This window comes from Streptomyces sp. TLI_146 (assembly GCF_002846415.1).
Lineage (GTDB): Bacteria > Actinomycetota > Actinomycetes > Streptomycetales > Streptomycetaceae > Streptomyces.
The window spans coordinates 1,539,235-1,559,681 of record NZ_PJMX01000001.1 but is presented as its reverse complement, the minus strand read 5'-3'; the positions used below and the strand labels follow the sequence as shown (position 1 = coordinate 1,559,681).

The 20,447-nt window shown below is 72.8% G+C and carries 20 protein-coding genes; 9 read left to right on the top strand and 11 right to left on the bottom strand.

The features are described from left to right. Positions 1 to 15 precede the first annotated feature (15 nt). Complete coding sequence (locus BX283_RS07200; RefSeq protein ID WP_101392197.1) at positions 16 to 516, top strand: hypothetical protein; 501 nt, start codon at positions 16 to 18, stop codon at positions 514 to 516. Positions 517 to 666: 150 nt separating this feature from the next. Next, positions 667 to 1,998, top strand: coding sequence for an N-acetylmuramoyl-L-alanine amidase (locus BX283_RS07195; RefSeq protein WP_101386813.1), 1,332 nt, complete (start codon positions 667 to 669; stop codon positions 1,996 to 1,998). A gap of 117 nt (positions 1,999 to 2,115) precedes the next feature. Here BX283_RS07195 and BX283_RS07190 read toward each other — a convergent pair whose 3' ends face one another. Next, positions 2,116 to 3,255, bottom strand: a complete 1,140-nt coding sequence (locus tag BX283_RS07190) for an aminoglycoside phosphotransferase family protein (protein WP_101386812.1) — start codon at positions 3,253 to 3,255, stop codon at positions 2,116 to 2,118. A 233-nt stretch (positions 3,256 to 3,488) separates the two neighbouring features. Between BX283_RS07190 and BX283_RS07185 the strand changes: the two genes are divergently transcribed. Beyond that, the gene (locus BX283_RS07185) at positions 3,489 to 4,982 is read left to right on the top strand and encodes a hypothetical protein (RefSeq protein WP_101386811.1); all 1,494 of its coding nucleotides are present in this window, start codon (positions 3,489 to 3,491) and stop codon (positions 4,980 to 4,982) included. Between the two features lie 168 nt (positions 4,983 to 5,150). Here BX283_RS07185 and BX283_RS07180 read toward each other — a convergent pair whose 3' ends face one another. Together BX283_RS07180 and BX283_RS07175 are read right to left on the bottom strand one after the other, a co-directional pair. Further along, the gene (locus tag BX283_RS07180; RefSeq protein WP_101386810.1) at positions 5,151 to 6,587 is read right to left on the bottom strand and encodes a PP2C family protein-serine/threonine phosphatase; all 1,437 of its coding nucleotides are present in this window, start codon (positions 6,585 to 6,587) and stop codon (positions 5,151 to 5,153) included. 146 nt (positions 6,588 to 6,733) lie between these two features. After that, the gene (locus BX283_RS07175) at positions 6,734 to 7,945 is read right to left on the bottom strand and encodes an MFS transporter (RefSeq protein WP_101386809.1); all 1,212 of its coding nucleotides are present in this window, start codon (positions 7,943 to 7,945) and stop codon (positions 6,734 to 6,736) included. 185 nt (positions 7,946 to 8,130) lie between these two features. Here BX283_RS07175 and BX283_RS07170 point away from each other — a divergent pair, with 185 nt between their 5' ends. After that, positions 8,131 to 9,009 carry a RimK family alpha-L-glutamate ligase gene (locus BX283_RS07170; protein ID WP_101386808.1) on the top strand — a complete coding sequence of 293 codons (879 nt, stop codon included), beginning with the start codon at positions 8,131 to 8,133 and terminating at the stop codon, positions 9,007 to 9,009. Continuing rightward, a complete protein-coding gene (locus BX283_RS07165) occupies positions 9,006 to 9,842 on the top strand; it encodes a RimK family alpha-L-glutamate ligase (protein WP_101386807.1) in 837 nt (278 codons plus the stop codon). The genes BX283_RS07170 and BX283_RS07165 overlap by 4 nt, the downstream gene beginning before the upstream one ends. Here the strand turns inward: BX283_RS07165 and BX283_RS07160 are convergent. The 4 genes from BX283_RS07160 to BX283_RS07145 form a co-directional block, all read right to left on the bottom strand. Continuing rightward, positions 9,790 to 10,419 (bottom strand): histidine phosphatase family protein, encoded by a 630-nt coding sequence (locus BX283_RS07160; RefSeq protein WP_101386806.1) that lies wholly within the window; start codon positions 10,417 to 10,419, stop codon positions 9,790 to 9,792. The genes BX283_RS07165 and BX283_RS07160 overlap by 53 nt on opposite strands. A 117-nt stretch (positions 10,420 to 10,536) precedes the next feature. Further along, positions 10,537 to 11,223: a triacylglycerol lipase gene (locus BX283_RS07155; RefSeq protein ID WP_101392196.1), complete on the bottom strand. Its 687-nt coding sequence runs from the start codon at positions 11,221 to 11,223 to the stop codon at positions 10,537 to 10,539. Positions 11,224 to 11,336: 113 nt separating this feature from the next. Continuing rightward, the gene (locus tag BX283_RS07150; RefSeq protein ID WP_101386805.1) at positions 11,337 to 12,908 is read right to left on the bottom strand and encodes an alpha/beta hydrolase; all 1,572 of its coding nucleotides are present in this window, start codon (positions 12,906 to 12,908) and stop codon (positions 11,337 to 11,339) included. Positions 12,909 to 13,023: 115 nt separating this feature from the next. Next, positions 13,024 to 13,686: a transcriptional regulator gene (locus tag BX283_RS07145; RefSeq protein WP_101386804.1), complete on the bottom strand. Its 663-nt coding sequence runs from the start codon at positions 13,684 to 13,686 to the stop codon at positions 13,024 to 13,026. A 203-nt stretch (positions 13,687 to 13,889) separates the two neighbouring features. On the opposite strand from BX283_RS07145, the gene BX283_RS07140 reads away from it, so the two are divergent. Together BX283_RS07140 and BX283_RS07135 are read left to right on the top strand one after the other, a co-directional pair. Continuing rightward, entirely contained in the window at positions 13,890 to 15,077 is a 1,188-nt protein-coding gene (locus tag BX283_RS07140; protein ID WP_101386803.1) for a cytochrome P450, read from the top strand. Between the two features lie 12 nt (positions 15,078 to 15,089). After that, positions 15,090 to 15,281: a ferredoxin gene (locus BX283_RS07135; protein ID WP_101386802.1), complete on the top strand. Its 192-nt coding sequence runs from the start codon at positions 15,090 to 15,092 to the stop codon at positions 15,279 to 15,281. 57 nt (positions 15,282 to 15,338) lie between these two features. On the opposite strand, the gene BX283_RS07130 is transcribed toward BX283_RS07135, so the two are convergent. Together BX283_RS07130 and BX283_RS07125 are read right to left on the bottom strand one after the other, a co-directional pair. Beyond that, entirely contained in the window at positions 15,339 to 15,791 is a 453-nt protein-coding gene (locus tag BX283_RS07130; RefSeq protein ID WP_257582149.1) for a nitroreductase family deazaflavin-dependent oxidoreductase, read from the bottom strand. Between the two features lie 112 nt (positions 15,792 to 15,903). After that, on the bottom strand, positions 15,904 to 16,395 hold the full coding sequence (locus BX283_RS07125; RefSeq protein ID WP_101386801.1) for a DUF2269 family protein: 492 nt from the start codon (positions 16,393 to 16,395) through the stop codon (positions 15,904 to 15,906). Between the two features lie 249 nt (positions 16,396 to 16,644). Between BX283_RS07125 and BX283_RS07120 the strand changes: the two genes are divergently transcribed. Next, positions 16,645 to 17,376 (top strand): SDR family NAD(P)-dependent oxidoreductase, encoded by a 732-nt coding sequence (locus BX283_RS07120; protein WP_101386800.1) that lies wholly within the window; start codon positions 16,645 to 16,647, stop codon positions 17,374 to 17,376. Positions 17,377 to 17,819: 443 nt separating this feature from the next. On the opposite strand, the gene BX283_RS07115 is transcribed toward BX283_RS07120, so the two are convergent. Further along, positions 17,820 to 18,317, bottom strand: coding sequence for a MarR family winged helix-turn-helix transcriptional regulator (locus BX283_RS07115; protein ID WP_101386799.1), 498 nt, complete (start codon positions 18,315 to 18,317; stop codon positions 17,820 to 17,822). Between the two features lie 98 nt (positions 18,318 to 18,415). Between BX283_RS07115 and BX283_RS07110 the strand changes: the two genes are divergently transcribed. Beyond that, on the top strand, positions 18,416 to 19,054 hold the full coding sequence (locus BX283_RS07110; RefSeq protein ID WP_101386798.1) for an NAD(P)-dependent oxidoreductase: 639 nt from the start codon (positions 18,416 to 18,418) through the stop codon (positions 19,052 to 19,054). Between the two features lie 25 nt (positions 19,055 to 19,079). Here BX283_RS07110 and BX283_RS07105 read toward each other — a convergent pair whose 3' ends face one another. Further along, positions 19,080 to 20,399 (bottom strand): alpha-glucosidase/alpha-galactosidase, encoded by a 1,320-nt coding sequence (locus tag BX283_RS07105; protein WP_101392194.1) that lies wholly within the window; start codon positions 20,397 to 20,399, stop codon positions 19,080 to 19,082. Positions 20,400 to 20,447: the final 48 nt, after the last annotated feature.

The following is a 20,447-nucleotide window of genomic DNA, read 5'->3' as shown; positions in this document are numbered from 1 at the left end:
CGTACCATGGGCGGCATGTCGTTCCTCCGCCGCCGCAGCTCCGCCACTCCCGCGGGCCCGGACTTCGATGTCCTGGCCATGGACCCGGGCGACTGGCCCGGAAACCTGGGTGCCGGGCTGCTGCCCGCGCCCGACGGAAGCTGCCAGGGCGTCTTCCTGCGCTACGACCTGTTCGGCGGCCGCGGCCCCGCGATGGTCATCGGCAACCTGCCCGAGGGCTCCCCGGCCCGGGAGCTCGACGAGGGCCAGGTGCCGTTCGAGGTCGCCCAGCTCCTGCTCGCGCTGGAGAACGACGAGCCCGTCGAGGTCGTCGACTCCGAGGACATCCCCGTGATGCAGGGCGACAACCTGCTGATCGTGCGGCGCCTCAAGCTCTCCGAGAGCCGCGTCTCCTGTGTGCAGTTCGACCGCAGCGACAACGTGCTGGTCACCATCGCCAGCTGGGACCGGCCGATCACCGACGACCTGTACGCACTCCTGAAGCCGCTGCCCGCGGAGCTCTTCCAGCAGGGCTGACGGCGCCGACGGCAGGTCGACGGCCTGCCACCGGTCTGGTCCACTGATACAACTCACCCTTCTGGCGGCGCTCTTGACGCGCCCTCACCCGGGGTCACACAGTGTGCGCGCACCCGCACCCGAGGTGAACTCCCGGCAGGAAGGGTTGTCATGACACCCCATCACAGGACCAGGCTCGCACTCGCGCTGACCGCCACCGGGGCCTTCGGCCTCGCCCTGCTCTCCCCCGTGGCACCGGCAGGCGCACAGGAGCGCACCGCCGAGTGCCCGCGCGTGCTGAAGTGCGACTGGATCCCGGCGGCCTACCAGCAGAACGGCGATCCGGCCAACAAACAGGCGTACGGGAACTACGACATCGCCGACCGGCCGTCCACCAACCGGATCAAGTACATCGTCCTCCATGACACCGAAGAGGACTACGACGGCACGATCAGAATCTTCCAGGATCCCAAGAGAGCCGTCTCCGCCCACTACGTCGTGCGCTCCTCGGACGGCCATGTGGCGCAGATGGTGAAGACCAAGGACGTGGCCTGGCAGGCCGGGAACTGGTATATCAACACGCACTCCATCGGCATCGAGCAGGAGGGCGTCGCCGTCGAGGGCGCCAAGTGGTACACGCCGCAGATGTACCGGTCCACGGCCGCCCTGGTGCGCTATCTCGCGGCCAAGTACGACATCCCCCTGGACCGCCAGCACATCATCGGCCACGAGAACGTACCGCCGACCACGGCCGGGGGCACCAAGAACATGCACTGGGACCCGGGCCCGTACTGGGACTGGAACCGGTTCATGGCCGCGCTCGGCGCCCCCACCCACCCCACCGCACGGCCCAACAGCCAACTGGTCACCATCAGCCCCAAGTTCTCCGCCAACCAGCAGGTGTTCCGGGACTGCGAGAAGAACGCCGACCTGCCCGTCCAGGGCAGCAGCGCCGTCCCCCTGCACACCGAACCCTCCGCCACGGCCCCGCTGTTCGCCGACCCCGGCCTGCACGCCCCCGGGGAGAGCGGCACCAACTGCGCCAACGACTGGGGCAGCAAGATCAGCGCCACCCAGCAGGCCGTGGTGGCCGAGCGCAGAGAGGGCTGGACGGCGATCTGGTGGTACGGCCAGAAGGCCTGGCTCCGGACTCCCGAGCACACCCGCACCACCACACCGACGGCCGGCTACGTCGTACAGCCGAGGGCGGGCCTGACGGAGGTGCCGGTGTACGGCGTCGCCTACCCCGAGAAGTCCGACTACCCGGCCGACTTCACCGCTCCCCGCGTCGGCACCCCGCTCGCGTACACCATCAAGGCGGGCCAGTCCTACCCGGGCGGCGGCGAGGCGCCCAGCGGCTACTTCTACGCGCCGACCATCGACTCGTCCCGCCCGTACGACCACACGTACTTCCCCGGCACGGCGAAGTACGTCACCGTGCAGATCGGCCACCGCATCGCCGTGGTGCGGGCCGCCGACGTCGACGTCGTACGGGTGCGCTGAGCGCACACGGCGGCGCGCCGCGCGTCCGGTGTGTCGGCACCGGGCGCGCGGCGCGCACCTTTCCCACGGGGCCCGCCCGGCGGAGCAGGTGGCCGGAACGGGCCCCTCACACGGCGGTCAGCGGGTCCCGACCGCCGCACGCACGGCCCGACGCGCCAGGGCGCAGTCGTCGTGCAGCCTGCGCAGCAGCAGGCGCTGCTGCTCCCCGGCCGACGGCACACCCGGCTGCTGCGGCGAGCCCGCGCCCGAGGGCGCCGACTCGCGCATGGTGCGCTGCACGGCCGTCTCGTACGTCCGGATCTCCCGCGTCAGTACGAGCATCAGGTTCACCAGGAAGGCGTCCCGCGCGGCCGGGCCGGACGCCTGGGCCGCCTGGCTGATCTGCCGCCGGGCCACCGGGGCGTCCCCGAGGACCGCCCACAGCGTCGCCAGGTCGTACCCCGGCAGGTACCAGCCGGCGTGCTCCCAGTCGACGAGCACCGGACCCGCGGGCGACAGCAGGATGTTCGTCAGCAGCGCCTCGCCGTGCGAGAACTGCCACGCGACCGGGCGGCCCGAGTGGGCCAGACCGTGCAGCAGCTTCTGGAGGTCGCTCAGATCCCGGTCGGTGAAGAGCCCGAGCTCGTGGTAGCGGGCGATCCGCGGCGCGTACTCCAGCGGCCGGGTGAACATCTCGGCCGGGGGCCGCCAGGCGTTGACCCGGCCGATCGCCCCGAGAGCCGCCCGGACGTCCGCGCGGGGCGGAGCCTCGACCGGGTGGCGGGACAGCGCCGCCGCTCGTCCGGGCATCCGCTCGATCACCAGGGTGCAGTTGTCGGGGTCCGCGGCGATCAGCCGCGGCACCCGCACCGGTGGGCGGTGCCGGACGAACGCGCGGTAGACCGCTATTTCGTGCCTGAACCGCTCGGCCCAGACGGGCGAGTGGTCCAGCAGGCACTTGGCGACCGCCGTGGCGCGCCCGGTCGATCCGACGAGCAGGACGGACCGGCCGCTGCGCCGCAGCACCTGTACCGGATTGAACTCGGGACAGATGCGGTGCACCGAGGCGATGGCCATCCGCAGCTGCGCGCCCTGCGGACCGGACAAGTCGATCCTCCCGCTGAGCGGTTGGACGCCCGCGCCGGGCCGGCGTGCGGCCCGGCCGGCGCCGAGCGCCGCCGGAGCGGCGTGCGAGGGGTCGAGGTACGGTCCGCCGCCCGTCACCAGATGACGGTGCGGTCGGGGCGGGGCTGACACGGAGGACGATGCTGTGTACATGGGCGAGACAGATCCCTTCGTGCGCCGACGAGTTGCCGGCCAGCCCGGCCCGGTGGCCCTGATCCCACCCTGGGGAATGGGGTCCGCCTGCCGGGGCGGGGTGGCGCCTTCTTACCTGACACCCGGCCGCGGGTGGCACACCATCTGGCGCACCCTGGCGAACCGTGGCGAATAGTCCCACCGCATCTGACTGGGGGTTACTGTCAACTCAGCCGAGAACCTGGGGGCTTGAAGTGAACGGACAACCCAACACCCGCCTGAACGACCTCTTCGGCCTGGCCGGCTGGTCCAAGGGCGAACTCGCGAGGCTGGTGAACCGGCAGGCGGCCGCGATGGGCCACCCCCAGCTGGCCACCGACACCTCGCGGGTGCGGCGTTGGATCGACATGGGGGAGTCCCCGCGCGATCCGGTGCCGAGGGTGCTGGCGGCTCTGTTCACCGAGCGGCTCGGCCGTGTCGTGACCATCGAGGACCTCGGTTTCGACCGGCAAGGGCGCGCCGGGAAGCGGCGGGACGTCGGACCCAAGCAGAACCCCGACGGCCTACCGTGGGCGCCTGAACGGACGGCGGCGGTCCTCACCGAATTCACGGGAATGGACCTCATGCTCAACCGACGCGGTCTGGTGGGCGCGGGCGCCGCGCTCGCCGCAGGCTCCGCACTCAGCAGCGCCATGCACGACTGGCTGCACACCGACCCCGTACTCTCGGCCGACGCCCCCCACCTCGACGATCCCCTCCACGCCGACCCCGCCGGGTACGACCGCTACGAGGCCGCCCCCATCGGGTCGCAGGAGATCGGGGCACTGGAGCGCTCCGTCGAGGTCTTCCGCGCCTGGGACGCGTCCCGGGGCGGCGGACTTCAGCGCAAGGCCGTGGTGGGCCAGCTCAACGAGGTGGGCGGCATGCTCGCCTACCGTCACCCCGACCATCTCCAGCGGCGCCTGTGGGGCGTCGCCGCCAACCTGGCCGTCCTGGCCGGCTGGATGTCCCACGACATCGGCCTCGAACCGACCGCCCAGAAGTACTTCGTCATCGCCGCGCACGCGGCCCGCGAGGGCGGCGACCGCCCGCGCGCCGGCGAAGCACTGTCCCGCGCAGCCCGGCAGATGGTCCATCTGGGCCGTCCCGACGACGCGCTCGACCTCATGAAGCTCGCCAAGTCCGGTTCCGGCGACGAGACCCTGCCGCGGACCCGGGCCATGCTGCACACCATCGAGGCCTGGGCGCAGGCGTCGATGGGGCAGGGCCAGGCGATGCGGCGCACCCTCGGCGAGGCCGAGGAGCTCTTCGTCTCGGACCGGGGCGACGTGCCCCCGCCGAGCTGGATGCAGATGTTCGACGAGGCGGACATGCACGGTATGCAGGCCCTGGCGTTCCGTACGCTCGCCGAGCACGACCCGAGTGTCGCGAACACCGCGGCCCGCCATGCGAAACAGGCGCTCGAACTCCGGGTCAACGGGCGCCAGCGCTCGAAGATCTTCGACTACATCTCGCTCGCCTCGGCCTGCTTCATCGCCGACGACCCCGAACAGGCGGACCGCTACGCCCGGTTGGCCCTGGTGTCGATGGGGGAGACCTCCTCCCACCGCACCTGGGACCGGCTGCGCGAGATGTACCGGCTGACCGGGCAGTACGCCGGGTACCAGAAGATCCAGGACCTGCGCGAGGAAATCCAGCTGGCCCTGCCGAAGGCACCGACGAGGCGGGGCCGGAGCATGGATCTCTAGGGAGCACGCAACCCGTCAACTCGCCACCCACCAAGGGCGCATGCCGACAACCGCACTCCCTCAAGGGGCGCGGGACGGCAACACTCGCGGTTCCGCCGCGTGGGTGCGCTCAGCCACGCACGATCCGCAGCCAATCCACCCCATCACCGCCAACACACCCGTCAGCCATCACGAACCGATCCGGGCGACCAGCACGCACGCGTCGTCCTCGCGGTTCGTCTCGCCGAACTCCTCGACCACCGTCCGTACGCCGTCCTGCGCCGTACGGACCGTTTCGAGGCGGGCGGCGAGCCCGAGCAGCCTGCGGCACCCCGGCTCGTCCGAGGTGCCCCGCCGGGTCAGCCCGTCGGTGTGCAGGACCAGCAGATCGCCGGGCCTCAGCTGTACCTCGGCCTGTCCGTACCCGGCTCCTGACGTCGCTCCGAGCAGCACCCCGTCCGGCGGCGTCAGGGCGCACCCCGTCCCGCCGCGGAACAGCAGCGGGGCGGGGTGTCCCGCTTGCGCCCAGGAGAGGACGCGGGTGGCCGGGTCGTACTGGCAGCAGACCGCGCTGCCGAGCGCGGGCTGGACCGAGTGGTCGAGCAGCTGGTTGAGGTGGCCCATCAGGTCGCCGGGGCGGATGCCGGCGACGGCCATGCCGCGCAGCGCGCCGAGCAGCATGGCCATGGCACCGGTGGCGGTGACGCCGTGGCCGGTGAGGTCCCCGACGGTCAGTAAAGACCTGCCGTCGGGCAGTTCGAGCGCGTCGTACCAGTCGCCGCCGATGAGCGCGCTGGTGCCCGACGGCAGATAGTGCGCCGCCACGTCGAGCGCCGCCGGGTTGCCCTGGGGCAGTCGCAGCGAGCCGCGCCACGGCGGCAGCACGGCCTCCTGGAGCTCGACCGCGAGCCGGTGTTCGGTCTGGGCGATGTGCCGCTCGCGCCGCAGCGAGTCGCGCGACTCCCGCACGGCGCGCTGGCTGCGGCGCAGCTCGCTGACGTCGCGCAGCACGGCCCACATCGACGCGGTGCAGCCGTCGGCGTCGAGCACCGGCTCGCCCATCATGTGCAGCGTCCGCACGCGCCCGTCGGTCCGGACGATCCGGAACTCGCCGTCGATCGGCTTCCCGTCGACCAGACAGTCCGTCACCATGGCCGTGAGCAGGGCCTGGTCGTCGGCGAACACCATCGACGGCAGTTCGTCGAGCGACATCGCTCCGCTCTCGGGCGCCCGTCCGAATATCTGGAAGAGCTCGTCGGACCAGTCCACCGCGTCCGTGAGCAGGTTCCACTCGGCGCTGCCGACCCGGCTGAGCAGCGACCCGGGCATCGGGTCGGGCTCGTACCCCGCCGGTGCCTCCTCTTCGCCGGGCTCCTCCGCGACGGGCTCGGGCAGGCCCTCCTTGAGCTGGTCCAAGTGCGTGCCGAGGTCGTCGAGGTGATGGACCGCCAGATCGCACAGGGCGCGCTGCCAGCGGCCGTGCGCGTCGTCGTCGTCCACGAGCGCGTCGCGCCGTACGGCGTCCACTCCGCCGCGCAGCCGACGGGTCTGTGTGATCAGCGCGTCGACCGTCTCCCGCTCCGGCGGTTGCGGGCTGGGACGGTCCGCGAACAGATGGGACGGCATGACGTACTCCGATACAGGCGCGGCACTGCAAGTCGGAAGGATGGACCGGTAACGACTGTTGCACAGGGAGCGATGCCCCGTAAGGGATTTGGCAACACTCGATACGGTGGTGCTTCTGGCATATGCCTGCGGCCGACCTTGGGCGATCAGCGCACCCGCCGCCGAACAGGGAAACCACAGGTGCGTGCGGTCCAAACCATCAGTACGGCACCGATGACGAGCGGCAGGGCCGTCCAGGGCAGCGCCCCGGCGCCCGCGTTCTCCAGAACCACGCCCCCGGTGAGCGATCCGGCGGCGATCCCCACGTTGTAGACGGTCGCCTGGAGCGAGGTGGCCACGTCCGCGTGCTCCGGGCCCGAGACGTCGACCAGGGCCGTCTGGATCAGCGTCGGCGCCCCGCCGAAGGCCGCGCCCCACAGCGCGACCGCGACCACCAGGACGGCGGGCACCCGCCCCAGGGCGCCAAGCGCCGCCATCACGAGGGCGATCAGAGCCAGGGCGCACAGGAGCGCGGCCCGTAGTCTGCGGTCCGCGAGCACGCCCGCGAGCCAGATGCCGCCGACGGTCGCGGCCCCGAAGACGAAGAGGACCAGGCCCGCGCGCCCGAACCCGGCGTGCTCGGCGAACGGCACCAGGAAGGTGTACATCGCCTGGTGGCCGAGGAGCAGCAGCAGGGTGACGGACAGGATGCTCCGCAGGCCCGGCAGGGCCGCGATGCGCCGCAACGGGGTCCGCCCGGCGCTCGGCTCGCCGGGGAAGTCGGGCACGTACCGCAGCGCGCTCAGGATCAGGAGCGCGGCGAGGAGGGCGAGCGCCGCGAAACCCGCGCGCCAGCCCACCGTGCCCGCGAGCGCGGTGCCCAGCGGCACACCGAGCGAGAGCGCGACGGTGATGCCCGCGAGCACGATCGCGATGGCGCGGCCCCGGCGTTCGGCGGGCACCATCCGGGCCCCGTAGCCCGCGAGCATCGCCCAGAGGGTGCCGCCCATCGCCCCGGCGAGCAGCCGGGCCGCACACGTCAGGACGTAGGAGGAGGAGAGCGCGGTGACGGCGTCGGCGAGCGCGAGGCCGGTGAGCGCGCCGATGAGGACCGTACGCCGGGGCAGCCCGCGCAGCAGCGCGGTGAGCGGTATCGCGGAGAGGAAAGAGGCCGCCGCGTACAGCGTCACCAGGAATCCCACCCGGCCCTGCGACACACCGAGTCCGCCGCCCATGTCCGGGAGGAGCCCGGCGGGCAGGAGCTCGGTCAGCGCGGCGGTGAAGGCCGTCGCGGCCAGCGTGAGCAGGCCGCCCAGCGGCAGTGCGGCGGGTGCGGTGGCGGTCGGCGCGGCGGTGCGCGCCAGTCGTGCGGTCGGCATACGGCCATGATCGAACCCTCACATTAGTGTGAGGGGCAAGTCCCCTTTCCCCGGCGACCGCGCTGACCTGCGCCGAAGCCCGTTGTGGGGCGGAGAGCGAGGTTCCCGGCTGTTCATGACATCCTGTGTCGTCACAGCTCGCCGGACAGATCGGCGGACGTCCGGGGGGTTACAGGGGAAGGTCGATGAGGCTCTGCTTTCTGGTGGAGGAGCACTACCGCCACGACGGCATGCCGGTGGAGGTGATCAGCCAACTCGTCGCCTGGGGTCATCGGGTGGACGTGTTGCGCCCCGGCGGTTCCCTGCTGCGGATGTCCGAGGCGGTCAACGCGGGCAGCCATGACGCGTGGGTGCTCAAGACGGTGTCCGGCGGCCCGGGCCTCATGCTCCTGGAGGCCGCCGCCGCGGTCGGTCTGACCACCATCAACGACGCCCGGGCGATACGGGGCGTACGGGACAAGGCGCTCGCGGCGGCCATCGGCCGCAGCCGGGGTCTGCCGATGCCTACGACGTACGCGGCGGCCGTCCCCGAGCTGCTCGCGGAGATACCCGAGTCGGAGTTCCCGCTGGTGGTCAAGCCCGCCGACGGCAGCGCCGGACGCGGAGTGTGCCTGGTGCCCTCGCCGGACCGGCTCGCCGCGATGACGGGGCAACTGGCCGGTCAGGGCATGCTGGTGGCCCAGCCGTACGTGCCCAACTCGGGTGTGGACCTCAAGGTGTACTGCGTGGGCGGCGAGCTGTACGCCACCGAGCGGTGCTCCCCGCTCCACCCCGACCACGCCGTGCGCGAGCGGCAGGTGGCGCTGCCCGCCGAGGTGGCCGCGACCGTCGCGCAGGTCGGCGCGGTCTACGGCCTGGACCTGTACGGCGTGGACGTGCTGCTCGGCCCCGACGGGCCGGTGGTGGTCGACGTGAACGACTTCCCGAGCTTCCGTCAGGTCCCCCAGGCCGCGGCCCGGGTGGCACGCGCGGTGCTGGAACTGGCCCGCACGGGCCGGGGGAGCGGGCCGGACGTGTTCCCGGCCGCGCTCGTCCCGGAACAGCAGCCGGGGGCGGCGGTATGAGGATCGGGCTGATCACCCCGGAGCCCGGCCATCCGCTGCTCGCCGCCACCACGGCGCTGCTCGCCCGCGAGCACGTGGTGGAGCCGGTGGACCCGGCTTCGGCGCCCCCGGCCCGCGTCGCGGACGTCTACCTGCTCAAGTCCCGTACCCCGCGCGCCCTCGCGCTCGCCCGGGAGCTGGAGCTGCGGGGCGCGGCGGTGCTGAACTCCGCGTCCGCGACCGCCCTCTGCCAGGACCGCACGGCGATGGCGGAGCTGGCCGGCGCGGCCGGCCTGCCGTTCGCGGCCACCCGCACCTTCGCCGCGCTCGCCCCGCTGCCGGACGACCCGGACCTCATGTATCCGCTGGTGGTGAAGAGCCGCCACAGCCGCCGCCACGACCTGGTCGCCCGCGCCGACGACGCGGCGGGGCTGCGGGCATTGGCCGAGGAGTGGGCGCGGGAGCCGGTGGTGGTGCAGGAGTTCACCGCCAACAGCGGCTGGGACCAGAAGCTGTGGGTGATCGGCGACCGGGTCTTCGCCGCCCTGCGCCGCTCCGAGCTCGCGCCCGGCGGCCGCGGCCCCACCCACTCGCTCGCGCTCGACGACCTGCCGCCCGGCCGGGCCGAGCTGGCGCTCCGGGTGGGGGAGGTCTTCGCCCTGGACGTGTACGGGGTGGACCTCATCGACGCGGACGGCGGCCCGCTCATCGTGGACGTCAACGCCTTTCCCGGGATACGGGGTCAGCGCGGCGCCCCCGAGGCGCTCGCGGAACTCGCCCTGGGGGCGGGCGGTGGCCGCCTCATCCCACGGGCACGGGCACGCTCTGCGCAAGGGTCGTGTTCCACGCCGTGATCACGGGTCGGCCGTGTTCCGTACCCAGCCGTGACACGGCCCCGGTGCCGAGCAGGAACAGGGCCCCGGCCGAGGCGGGCAGCCCCAGATAGCGGGCCGTCAGGACACGCAGGAAGTGCGAGTGGGCGACGAGGGCGACATCGGTGCCGGAATTGCCGGACTCGACGAGCGCGGCCCGCGCCTCCGCGAGCACCCGGTCGGCCCGCTCGCCGACCTGCTCGGCGCTCTCGCCGGGGTGCGCGGCGGGCCCGGCGGCCACCCCGTCCGTCCACAGGTTCCAGTCGGGGCGCTCGCGCTGGATCTCGGGGGTGGTGACGCCCTCGTACCCGCCGTAGTCCCACTCGCTCAGATCGGGCCGCACCCGCGGGGCGGTGAGTCCGGCGAGTTCGGCGGTGCGCCGGGCGCGGGCCGTCGGGCTGACCAGGGTGAGCCCGATCCGGTGCCCGGCGAGCAGCGGCGCCACCGCGCGGGCCTGGGCCTCGCCGTGCTCGGTGAGCGGCAGGTCGGTGTGGCTGGTGTGCTGCCCGGTGAGGGTCCACGCCGTCTCGCCGTGCCGTATCAGGATCAACTCGCCCATGGATCGTTCCCGTTCTCCGCGACCGGCCCCCGGGCTCGTCCCGCCGGACCGTGTACGGCACAACCATGTCGTGCCCGGTGACATTCCGGCAGGTGGGGCCGGTGGTGGAGGTCACGCTCAGCGGGTCAGGAAGGCGCGCACGCCCTGCGAGACGGCGTCGTCGCCGAGCAGGTCGTTGTGCTTGAGGCAGCCCGCCGGGTTGTTGGCCGCGCCGGTCAGCGGCACGCTGCTGTCCGGGTTGATGACCTCGTCGCAGTTCGACCACCAGGTGGCGTACTGGACGGCGCCGGGCGTCTCGTCGCCCTCGGCCAGCTGCTTCTGCACGTACGAGCCCGGCGTCATGTCGCGGCAGGCCTGGGACCACAGCGCGCAGGCCCAAGCGGTGGACGTGCCGTGGTTGGGTCCGGCGAGCGAGACCCAGTGGCCGACGGTGGCGGTGCCGCCGCCGAACTTGACGTACCAGCGCGTCACCAGGCTCCCGAAGGAGTGGGCCACGACGTCCACCTTGGCAGCGCCGGTCCGCGCGCGGACCTGGTCCACGTATGCGGCGAACCGGCCGGACAGCACCTCGTTGACCGACTGGCCGGTGTCGTAGCCCCAGGAGAACAACTCGGCGTCGGTGTACCCGGACGCCTTGAAGTCGTCGCGCATTCCGCCCCAGACCCCGGGGTCGGCGTTGTAGCCGTGCACGAAGACGACCGGGGTGTGGGCGGGGGCGGCCGCTGCCGCCGGTCCGGGGACGAGCCCCAGCCCGGCGGCGACGGCCGCCAGCGTCACCACCGAAGACACTGCTCTACGGCGCATGGACAGCACGATGTCTCCCTCACTCCGCAACGGCGGTGCGGATCACGGTGGTTGACGGCCGGGTGGCTGGGAGCATGGTGAGCCCTGGGGCCGGTGATGGCCAGATGTGTGCGTCAACCTGTCGCGGTCGTCTTTACCGCTGCCCCGGGGGCACTGACCCCGGGGCAGCTCGTGTCGCCCGCCGGGATCCGGTCGTCGAGGAGGTAGCCCTCGACGAGCCCGTCCACGCATGCGTTGCCGTCGAGGTACTGGCCGTGGTCGCCGCCGCCGGTCACCGTCACCAGGCGGGAGGTGGGCAGGGCGCGGTGGGCGCGCAGGGCGCCCTCGTAGTGGGCGGCCGGATCGTGCACGGAGCTGAGCATCAGGACGGGCGGCAGGCCCTTGCCGGTGACCTCGACGCGCGGCGCCTTCGAGCGCGGCCAGGAGGCGCAGATCGAGGCGAACGTCAACTCCCGGGCGCCCGCGAGCGGGTGGGCGCGGGTCGCCTCGGCGCTCTCGCGGACCCAGTGGCCGCCGTCCCGGTTCCACGGGGTGTCGGAGCAGGTCACCGCGAAGAAGTCGGCGAAGAAGTCCGCGCCCATGGCGTGTCGGAGGCGCTGGGCGAGGGCCTTGCGGGCGGCGGGCGCGGCCGCGTCGGGGCGCTCCAGAACGCCGAGCGCGGCGGCGAACCCTCCGAAGCGCCCGGTGTTGTACATTGCGTCGGTCGCGGCGACGTCGAGGCTGTTGGCCGTGACGGTGGTGCCTTCCAGCTCCAGCGGGCGGTCGTGCAGGGCTTGGCGCAGCCGTTCGTAACCCGCCTTCGCCTCGGCCGGGGTGCGGCCCTGGTGGTAGACGGTGTCGTTCTGGGCCAGCCAGGGCAGGAAGTCCTGCTCGAACCGGCGCTGGAAGCTGAGCGGCTGGCCCGTCAGGAACGACTGCCAGGAGCCGCTGAAGTCGACGGTGCTGTCCAGGACCATCCGCCGCACCCGGGTGGGGAACTCGGTCGCGTAGTACGCGCCGAGGAAGCCCGCGTAGGACGGCCCGTAGTACGCGACCTTGTCCACGCCGAGCAGGGCGCGGTACAGGTCCATGTCGTGGACGGCCTGGTCGGTGGTGAGGTACGGCAGCAGATCGCCGGAGTGGCGCTCGCAGTCCCGGACGAACGCCCGGGCCCGGGCGAAGGTCCGCCGGATCGCCGGTGCGGTGCGGTCCCGCAGGTCGCCGCTGGTGAAGAAGGAGTCGACGGCGGGCTGGTCCGAGCAGACCACCCGGGTGCCGGCGCCGACGCCGCGCTGGTCGAAGCCGACGATGTCGTACGCGGCCGCCACTTTCGGCGCGCTCTCGGCCAAGCCGGCGGGCCGGGCCAGGCCCGAGGCGCCCGGCCCGCCCGCCGCCATCATCAGGACGCCCTCGCGCGCCCCGGGGCCGGTCGCCCGGTGACGGGAGACCGCGACGGTGAGGTCCGGGCCCGCGCCGGGGTGGCGCCAGTCGCGCGGGACCGCCATGGCCGCGCACTCCAGCGCGCCCGAGTCGCAGGGCCGCCAGTCGAGCCGCTGCTGGAGATAGCGGTCGGGCACGCGGGCGGCGCCTCCCGGAGGTGCGAAGGCGTGGGCCGGGCCGGCCGGCAGCGCGGCGGCCACCAGGAGTCCGGCCGTGGCGGCGACTGACCACCGGGTCGCGTTCCGGAACGTGCTCAACGTGCTCATACGTACTCCCCGTCGGGGTGGATCGGTCATCCGCGATCCTCCTGCCGGGGGCAGGGCCCGATCGATCCCGCAGGCATCCCGGTCGGCGGTGGCACTGGTGCCACCGGCCGCCCGGTCACCGGTCGGCGAGCGTGTTCCAGAACATCGCCTCGTACGTCTGAAGCAGCCTGCCGTAGCGGCGGGCGAGGGAGGTCTCCGCATCGGAGCGCACGCCCGAGGCGACGGCCGCGAGGGCCTGGCGCTCCAGGTCGGGCGAGGGCTCGGCGAAGAAGTCGAAGAAGCCGCACGCCTCGTCGGAGAATCCGTAGCGGCCGCGCAGCGCTTCGGCCACGTTGGCGCAATAGCCGCCCCACGCCGCGAAGTTGGCGGTGAGCGCGAGGGCCACCAGGGGCGGCTCGCCGTTCAGTGCCAGCCACGCCGCATAGGCCGGATACGCCTGGCAGCCGGCCAGCGGCTCGTACCGCTCCACGTCGTCCGCGTCGAGGCCGCAGGCCGCCGCGTATACGCCGAGCCGCTCCCGGGCGAGCGTCTCGCCGGTCGCGAGCGAGCCGAAGAACTCCGCGCAGGCGACGTTGCCCGCCCTCGCCGACCGGTCGGCGAGGAAGGCGAAGGCGCGCAGGTCGGAAGCGATGACGTGGTGCTGTTCAAGCGCCAGCGCGGCCAGCGTGTGCACCGTGGCCGAGCCGTCGGCGATCTGCGGTACCAGCCGGTTGGCGTCCTTCGCGGGAGCCAGTTCCGCCGTGATCCGCTCCACCAGTTCCCGGGCCGTCTCCGCCATACGGGACCCCCCTTCTGCCTGCGCTAGTGGTGCCGGGGCCCCAAGGTTCTCACGCGTACTCGGGGCGAGACGGCTCAATGCGGCAGAAATCAGCCTGTTCGTCCCGCACGGGTGATTCGGCCGAACTCTGCGTAGAGTACTTAGCTGCCTTGGGCATGTAATGGAGATCGGCAAGTCGGACTCTTCGCTTGCGAGGTTCACCCATGACCGAATCCGTCTCCTTTCCCCAGGACCGCACCTGCCCCTATCAGCCGCCCACCGCGTACGAGCCGTTGCGGGAAGCGAGCCCGCTGTCGCGCGTGACGCTCTTCGACGGCCGCACCGCGTGGTTCGTGACCGGCCACGCCGAGGCGCGGGCGCTGCTCGTCGACCCGCGGCTCTCCTCCGACCGGCTCCACCCGGCCTTCCCCACGACCACCGAGCGGTTCGCGGCGCTGAACGAACGCCGCACCGAGCTGCTCGGCGTGGACGACCCCGAGCACAACATCCAGCGCCGCAAGGTCATCCCCGGCTTCACCCTCAAACGCACCGCCGCCCTGCGCCCGATGATCCGGCGGACCGTGGACGGCCTGCTGGACGCCATGGTGGCGAAGGGGCCGCCGGCCGACCTGGTCACCGCGTTCGCGCTGCCGGTGCCGTCCATGGTGATCTGCGCGCTGCTCGGCGTCCCCTACGACGACCACGACTTCTTCGAGGAGCAGTCCCGGCGGCTGCTGCGCGGTCCGGAACCGGCCGACACCCAGGACGCCCGCGACCAACTGGACGGCTATCTCGGCAAGTTGATCGACCACAAGGTCCGCGAGCCGGGCGACGGGCTGCTCGACGAGCTCGTCGCAGACCAGTTGCGCACCGGCGGCATGGACCGGACGGAGCTGGTCAGGATGGCGGTGCTGCTGCTCGTCGCCGGACACGAGACCACCGCCAACATGCTCTCGCTCGGCACCTTCACGCTCCTGGAGCACCCCGAGCGGCTCGCGGAGCTGCGGGCGGACGCGTCGCTGATGCCGGTGGCGGTCGAGGAGCTGATGCGGTTCCTCTCCATCGCCGACGGCATGCTGCGGGTGGCCACCGAGGACATCGAGGTGGCCGGGACCGTGATCCGCGCCGAGGAGGGGGTCGTGCTCGCCACCTCCCTGATCAACCGGGACGGCTCGGTCTACCCGGACGCCGACGTGCTCGACTGGCACCGCTCGGCCCGCCACCACGTGGGCTTCGGGTTCGGCATCCACCAGTGCCTGGGGCAGAACCTGGCGCGGGCCGAGATGGAGATCGCGCTGGGCGCCCTCATCACCCGGCTGCCGGGGCTGCGGCTCGCGGCGCCCGCCGACCGGATTCCGTTCAAACCGGGCGACACCCTCCAGGGGATGCTGGAACTCCCCGTCACTTGGTAGTGGAGTGGGCTCATGAAGATCAGCATCAACGGTGACGTCTGTATCGGCTCGGGGCAGTGCGTCCTGACGGCGCCGGGCGTGTTCACCCAGGATGACGACGGGTTCAGCGAGTTGCTGCCGGGGCGCGCGGACGGCGGGGGAGACCCCATGGTCCGCGAGGCGGCCCGCGCCTGCCCGGTGCAGGCCATCTCGCTGGAGGACTGACGCCGCGCCGGTGGTACGGCGCGGATCCCCGCCCCGTACCACCCATGGGCGCGGCCGTCAGTGATCCGTGTGCCGCAGCCGTACGACGGGGATGTCCCGGTCGGTCTTCTTCTGGTAGTCCGCGTAGGGCGGGTAGACCTCCACCAAGTGCGGCCACACGCGGGCCTTCTCCTCCGGGGAGAGGGTCTCGGCGCGGGCCGGGAACCGCTCGGTGCCGACCCGGATGCTGACGTCCGGCTGGTCCATCAGGTTGAGGTACCAGAGCGGATGGTCGTCGGAGCCGCCCTTGGAGGCCACGATCAGGTAGTCGTCGCCGTCGCGCCCGTAGATCAGAACGGTGCGGCGCACCGTGCCGGTGCGGCGGCCGACGTAGTCCAGGAGCAGACAGGGCGCGCCGCGCAGGGTCGTTCCCTCGGTGCCCCCCGACTCCTCGTACAGCTGGGCCTGTTGGGCCACCCAGCCGGTCGGGCTGATCTCCACCGCGCCGCCGTCTCCGGGTTTCAGAGCCACTGCGTCCTCCCTTGCCGAGGGTGATTCGCCCTCCAGCCTGCCCCACTCGGCCCGGGTGCGCAGGCGGGGGCGCACCCGGGCGGCCGGAAACGTTCCTTCGGGGGCGCGGCCGTCAGCCTCCGGTGGTGGAGCCGGGCCGCAGGATCATGAGGACCGTCACCGCCGCCCACAGGAGGTTGAACACCCCGGTGAACATGGCCAGTCGGACGGTCCGGCGCGTATCGACGGTGGCCACCGGCCCGGACTGCGGTGCCGCGGCGGCCGCGTCGAGCTCGGTGAGCAGCGCGTCCTGGCGGGGCAGGATCAGCGCGATGAGCGCGCCCGCCGCGAGCGTGGTCAGGACGATCGAGACGATCAGCCAGGTGTCGCCGAGGATGTGCATATTGCTCGCCGTGGCGAACCCGAAGACGGGCACCGCGACGCCCACGGCGGCGTAGACCCGGCAGATCCGGTGCAGCAGCCGCACCGACGCCAGCGCCTGCGCGTCGCCGGGCGCGGCGAGCGCCCGCCGGACCGTGGGCGGGAACATGCTGGCGGCCACGGCGACCGGTCCGATGGCGAGGATCGCGGCCAGGATGTGCACGGTGAGCAGGAACTTCGTCACGGGGTGAGCACTTTCGTACGGGCGTGTGGGCCCCCGGACGGGAGCCCCGGCCGACGTTATGGCGTGCTCGGGCAACGGGAGAAGTGGCGGGAGTGCCAGCATCCAACGGATTCCCGCCAGGTGGGCTCCGGCCCTTCGTCCACAGGGCTCCTGGGGCGTTGTCAGTGCCGGATCCTACGATGGTGGAAGATCACTTCCATTAGGAGTGGCCGCCTCGAGCGGCCGTCCGTCCGGCGCCGGAGGTTCGTTGTGGAGCAGAGGTTCGTCACCGTCGTCACCGGCGGCAGCCGCGGTATCGGCGCCGCGGTCTGCGCCCGGCTGGCCGCCGAGGGCCATGACGTGGTCGTGGGCTACCGCTCGGACGCCGAGGCCGCCGAAGCCGTCGCCGATGAGGTGCGCGCGGCGGGCCGCGAGAGCCTGGCGATGGCGGTCGACACGGCGGACGAGGCCTCCGTGGACGCCCTCTTCGACGCCGCCGCCGCGCTCGGCCCGGTCACCGGGCTCGTCAACAACGCGGGCGTCAGCGGCCCCAACGGCCGTCTCGCCGACGCCGACGCGGAGGGGATGCGCCGGGCCATCGACGTCAATGTGCTGGGCTATCTGCTCTGCGCCCGCCGGGCCGTGCGCGACATGGCGGCGCGCGGCGGCGGGTCCATAGTCAACATCTCCTCGGCCGCGGCCACCCTGGGCAGCCCCGGGCAGTATGTGCACTACGCCGCCACCAAGGCCGCCGTCGACGCCATGACGGTCGGCCTCTCCAAGGAGGTCGCGGCCGACGGCATCCGGGTCAACTGCGTGGCGCCGGGCGTCATCTGGACCGGCTTCCACGAGGACCCCGAGCGCCCCGCGAAGCTCGCCGGCGCCATCCCGATGGGCCGGGCCGGGCGCCCGGACGAGATAGCCGGAGCGGTCGCCTGGCTGCTCTCCGCCGACGCCTCGTACGCGACGGGGACGGTCATGCGGGTGGCGGGCGGGATGTAGCCGCGCCGCGGCCCTCGGGCGTCAGGTGAGCGGACCGGGCGAGGGCATCGGTTCCGGTACGGGGTCGGGCCCCGGCGGGTTGGGCACGGGATCCGGCTCCGGTACGGGCAGGGGCCCCGGCAGCGGCCCGGGTCCGGGCGCGGGCGGGCCGGGCTTCGGCGTGGGCGTCGGCGGCACCGGATCGGGCGGCCCGGGGGTGGGCGGTCCCGGGGTCGGGCCCGGGGTGGGCCCCGGCGCCGGCGGGTTCGGATCGGGGTGGGGGGGCTGCGTCATCGGGACCTCCTGGGGTGCTCCGGCCCTGGTCAGGGCCGGTGGCGGGGCGTCGGCTCCGCGCCCGGGAGATGGCCCGTGCGGGCCGACGCCGTCTCCACTGTCTCCTCCAGCGCGTGCCCACGCCCGTCGGCCGTACTCCATCCGCTGCCCCCGGACCCCGCGGCCGCGCGTCAGTCGACGCTGTCCCCTAGGGATTCGAGGAGTTCGCGCAGGGTGTCCGCGAGCGCGTCCCGCCGGTCCGGGCCGAGGGCCGCGAGCAGGCGTTCCTCCGTGGCCAGGTGGTCGGGCAGCGCCCGGTCGACGAGCGCGCGGCCCTCAGGGGTGAGGGCGACCTCGACGACCCGGCCGTCGGTCGGGCTCGGGGAGCGGGTCACCAGGCCGCGCGCCTCCAGCCGGTCGAGGCGCTGCGAGACGGCGCCCGAGGTGACCATCGCGGAGCGCATCAGCTCGGCGGGCGTGAGCAGATGGGGCGGGGCGCTGCGGCGCAGGGTCGCGAGGACGTCGAAGGAGGCGGGGTCGAGGCCGTGCTCGGCGAAGGTGCGGCGCAGCTCGGTCTCGATCAGCCGGGTGAGCCGTTTCAGCCGCCCGATCACCGCCATCGGCGACACATCGAGGTCGGGGCGGCGCTCGGCCCACTGCGCGAGCAGGAGGTCCACATGGTCGGTCACGGCTCCAGACTAGCCAATTGCTTAGCGCTAAGGTACTTTTCTCTTAGCACTAAGAGAACTTCCGGGGTGACCGGACGAAGCTGAAGGAGCGGACACTCATGCGCATCACCGTCTTCGGAGCCGCGGGAAACGTCGGCAGCCGCGTCGTGGCCGAGGCCATCGCCCGGGGGCACGAGGTCACCGCCGTCGTACGTGACCGGGCCCGCTTCCCCGAACTCCACCCGGCCGCCACCGCCCGTACCGGCGACGCGCGGAACGTCGAGGACATAGCCGAGCTGAGCGCCGGACAGGACCTGGTCATCAGCGCCACCCGCCCCGCGCCGGGCAGCGAGGGCGACCTCGTCACGGTGACCAAGGCGCTCGTGGCCGGACTCGGCGGAACGGGCGTGCGGGTGCTGGTCGTCGGCGGCGCCGCCACCCTGACCCTGCCCGGCGGCGACGGCGCCACCGTCGTCGACGACCCGGACTTCCCGGCCGACTGGCGGCCCATCGCGCAGGCGTGCACCGAGCAGCTCGCCGTCTGGCGCGCCGAGAGCGAGATCGACTGGGCCTACCTCAGCCCGGCCGCCCTGCTGGAGCCGGGCGAGCGCACCGGCCGCTACCGGCTCGGCGCCGACGAGCTCCTGGTGGACGACCGGGGCGAGTCCGCCATCTCGATGGAGGACCTCGCCGTGGCGCTCCTCGACGAGGCCGAGCAGCCCCGCCACCACCGCACGAGGTTCACCGTGGCGTACTGACAGCCTGTCTTTGAACCGGCCGCCCTCAGTGCCCGAGCAGCACCCTCAACTCGGGCTGGAGCAGCTCCCCATGGGCCTGTACGAGGTCGTCGCACAGGTCCCAGATGCGCTCCACCGGCAGGGTGGCGGCGGTCGCCGCGTCCGTCATCGCGGCGTGCCGCACATGCCGGGGCTCGCCCTCGGTGGCGGCCCGCACCACCAGATCGGTGACGCTCGCGTACGTACGGTTCAGCGCGGCGCACTGCGGCGGGAGCGGGCCGACGTGGGTCGGCTGCACACCCGACGCGTCGACCAGACACGGGACTTCGACCACGCAGTCGGCCGGCAGATTGCTGATCAGACCGGTGTTGGGGACGTTGCCGTAGATCGCGCGGGGCGTGCCGGTCACGATGCTGTGGACGATCTGCGGGGCGTACTCCATGGTGCCCTCGACCGGCAGCGGGCGGCCCGCCGCCAGCGCGTTGCGGGTGCGCTCGTAGCTGACCGTGTTGTCCTCGATGATGTCGAGGTACGCGCCGATCGGCAGCCGCAGCCGCTCGACCTCGCTGTCGTGGTGCAGGTACCACGGCACGTACTCGGAGGAGTGCTCGCTCGTCTCGGTGGGGTAGTGGCCGAGCCTGCGGTACATGTCCACACGGACGCGGCGCAGCAGTTCGCGGTCCTTCTCGATGGCGGCGTCCAGGAGCGGGTGCAGATCCCGGCCGTCCCGTTCGAAGCGCAGCACCCACGCCTGGTGGTTCATCCCGGCGGCCAGGTACGACACCTCGGAGAAGTCGACGCCGACCAGCTCGGACAGGTCGTGCATCGTCCAGTACACCGAGTGGCACAGCCCCACCGCTTTGAGCCGGGGGGCGATCCGGTGCAGATACAGGAGGTTCATCGCCATCGGGTTGGTGTAGTTCAGCAGCCAGGCGTCCGGGCAGAGCTCGGCCATGTCCTCGGCGATACCCCGCAGCACCGGGAAGGTGCGCAGGGCGCGGAAGATGCCGCCGACGCCGAGCGTGTCCCCGATGGTCTGGCGCAGCCCGTACCGCGCGGGGACGGCGAAGTCGGTGCGGGTCGCCGCGTTCATGCCGACCTGGACGGTGTTGATGACGAAGTGCGCCCCCTCCAGCGCACCGCGCCGGTCGGGGTGCGCGGTGATGACGGGCGCCACGTTCAGCGACCTCGCGATGTGCCGGGCCGCCGCCTCGCTGGTCGCCAGCCGCTCGGGGTCGATGTCGTGCAGCGCGATCCGCAGCCGGGTGAACTCGGGGAAGGCGAACAGGTCGGCCAGCAGCCCCTGGGTGAACACGACGCTGCCCGCGCCCATGAAGGCGATCTTCACTTCGGCCGGTTCGGCCATCTCGGTGACTCCAGTCGTCCGGGTGCTCGTGTCGGTGGTGGTCGGCTC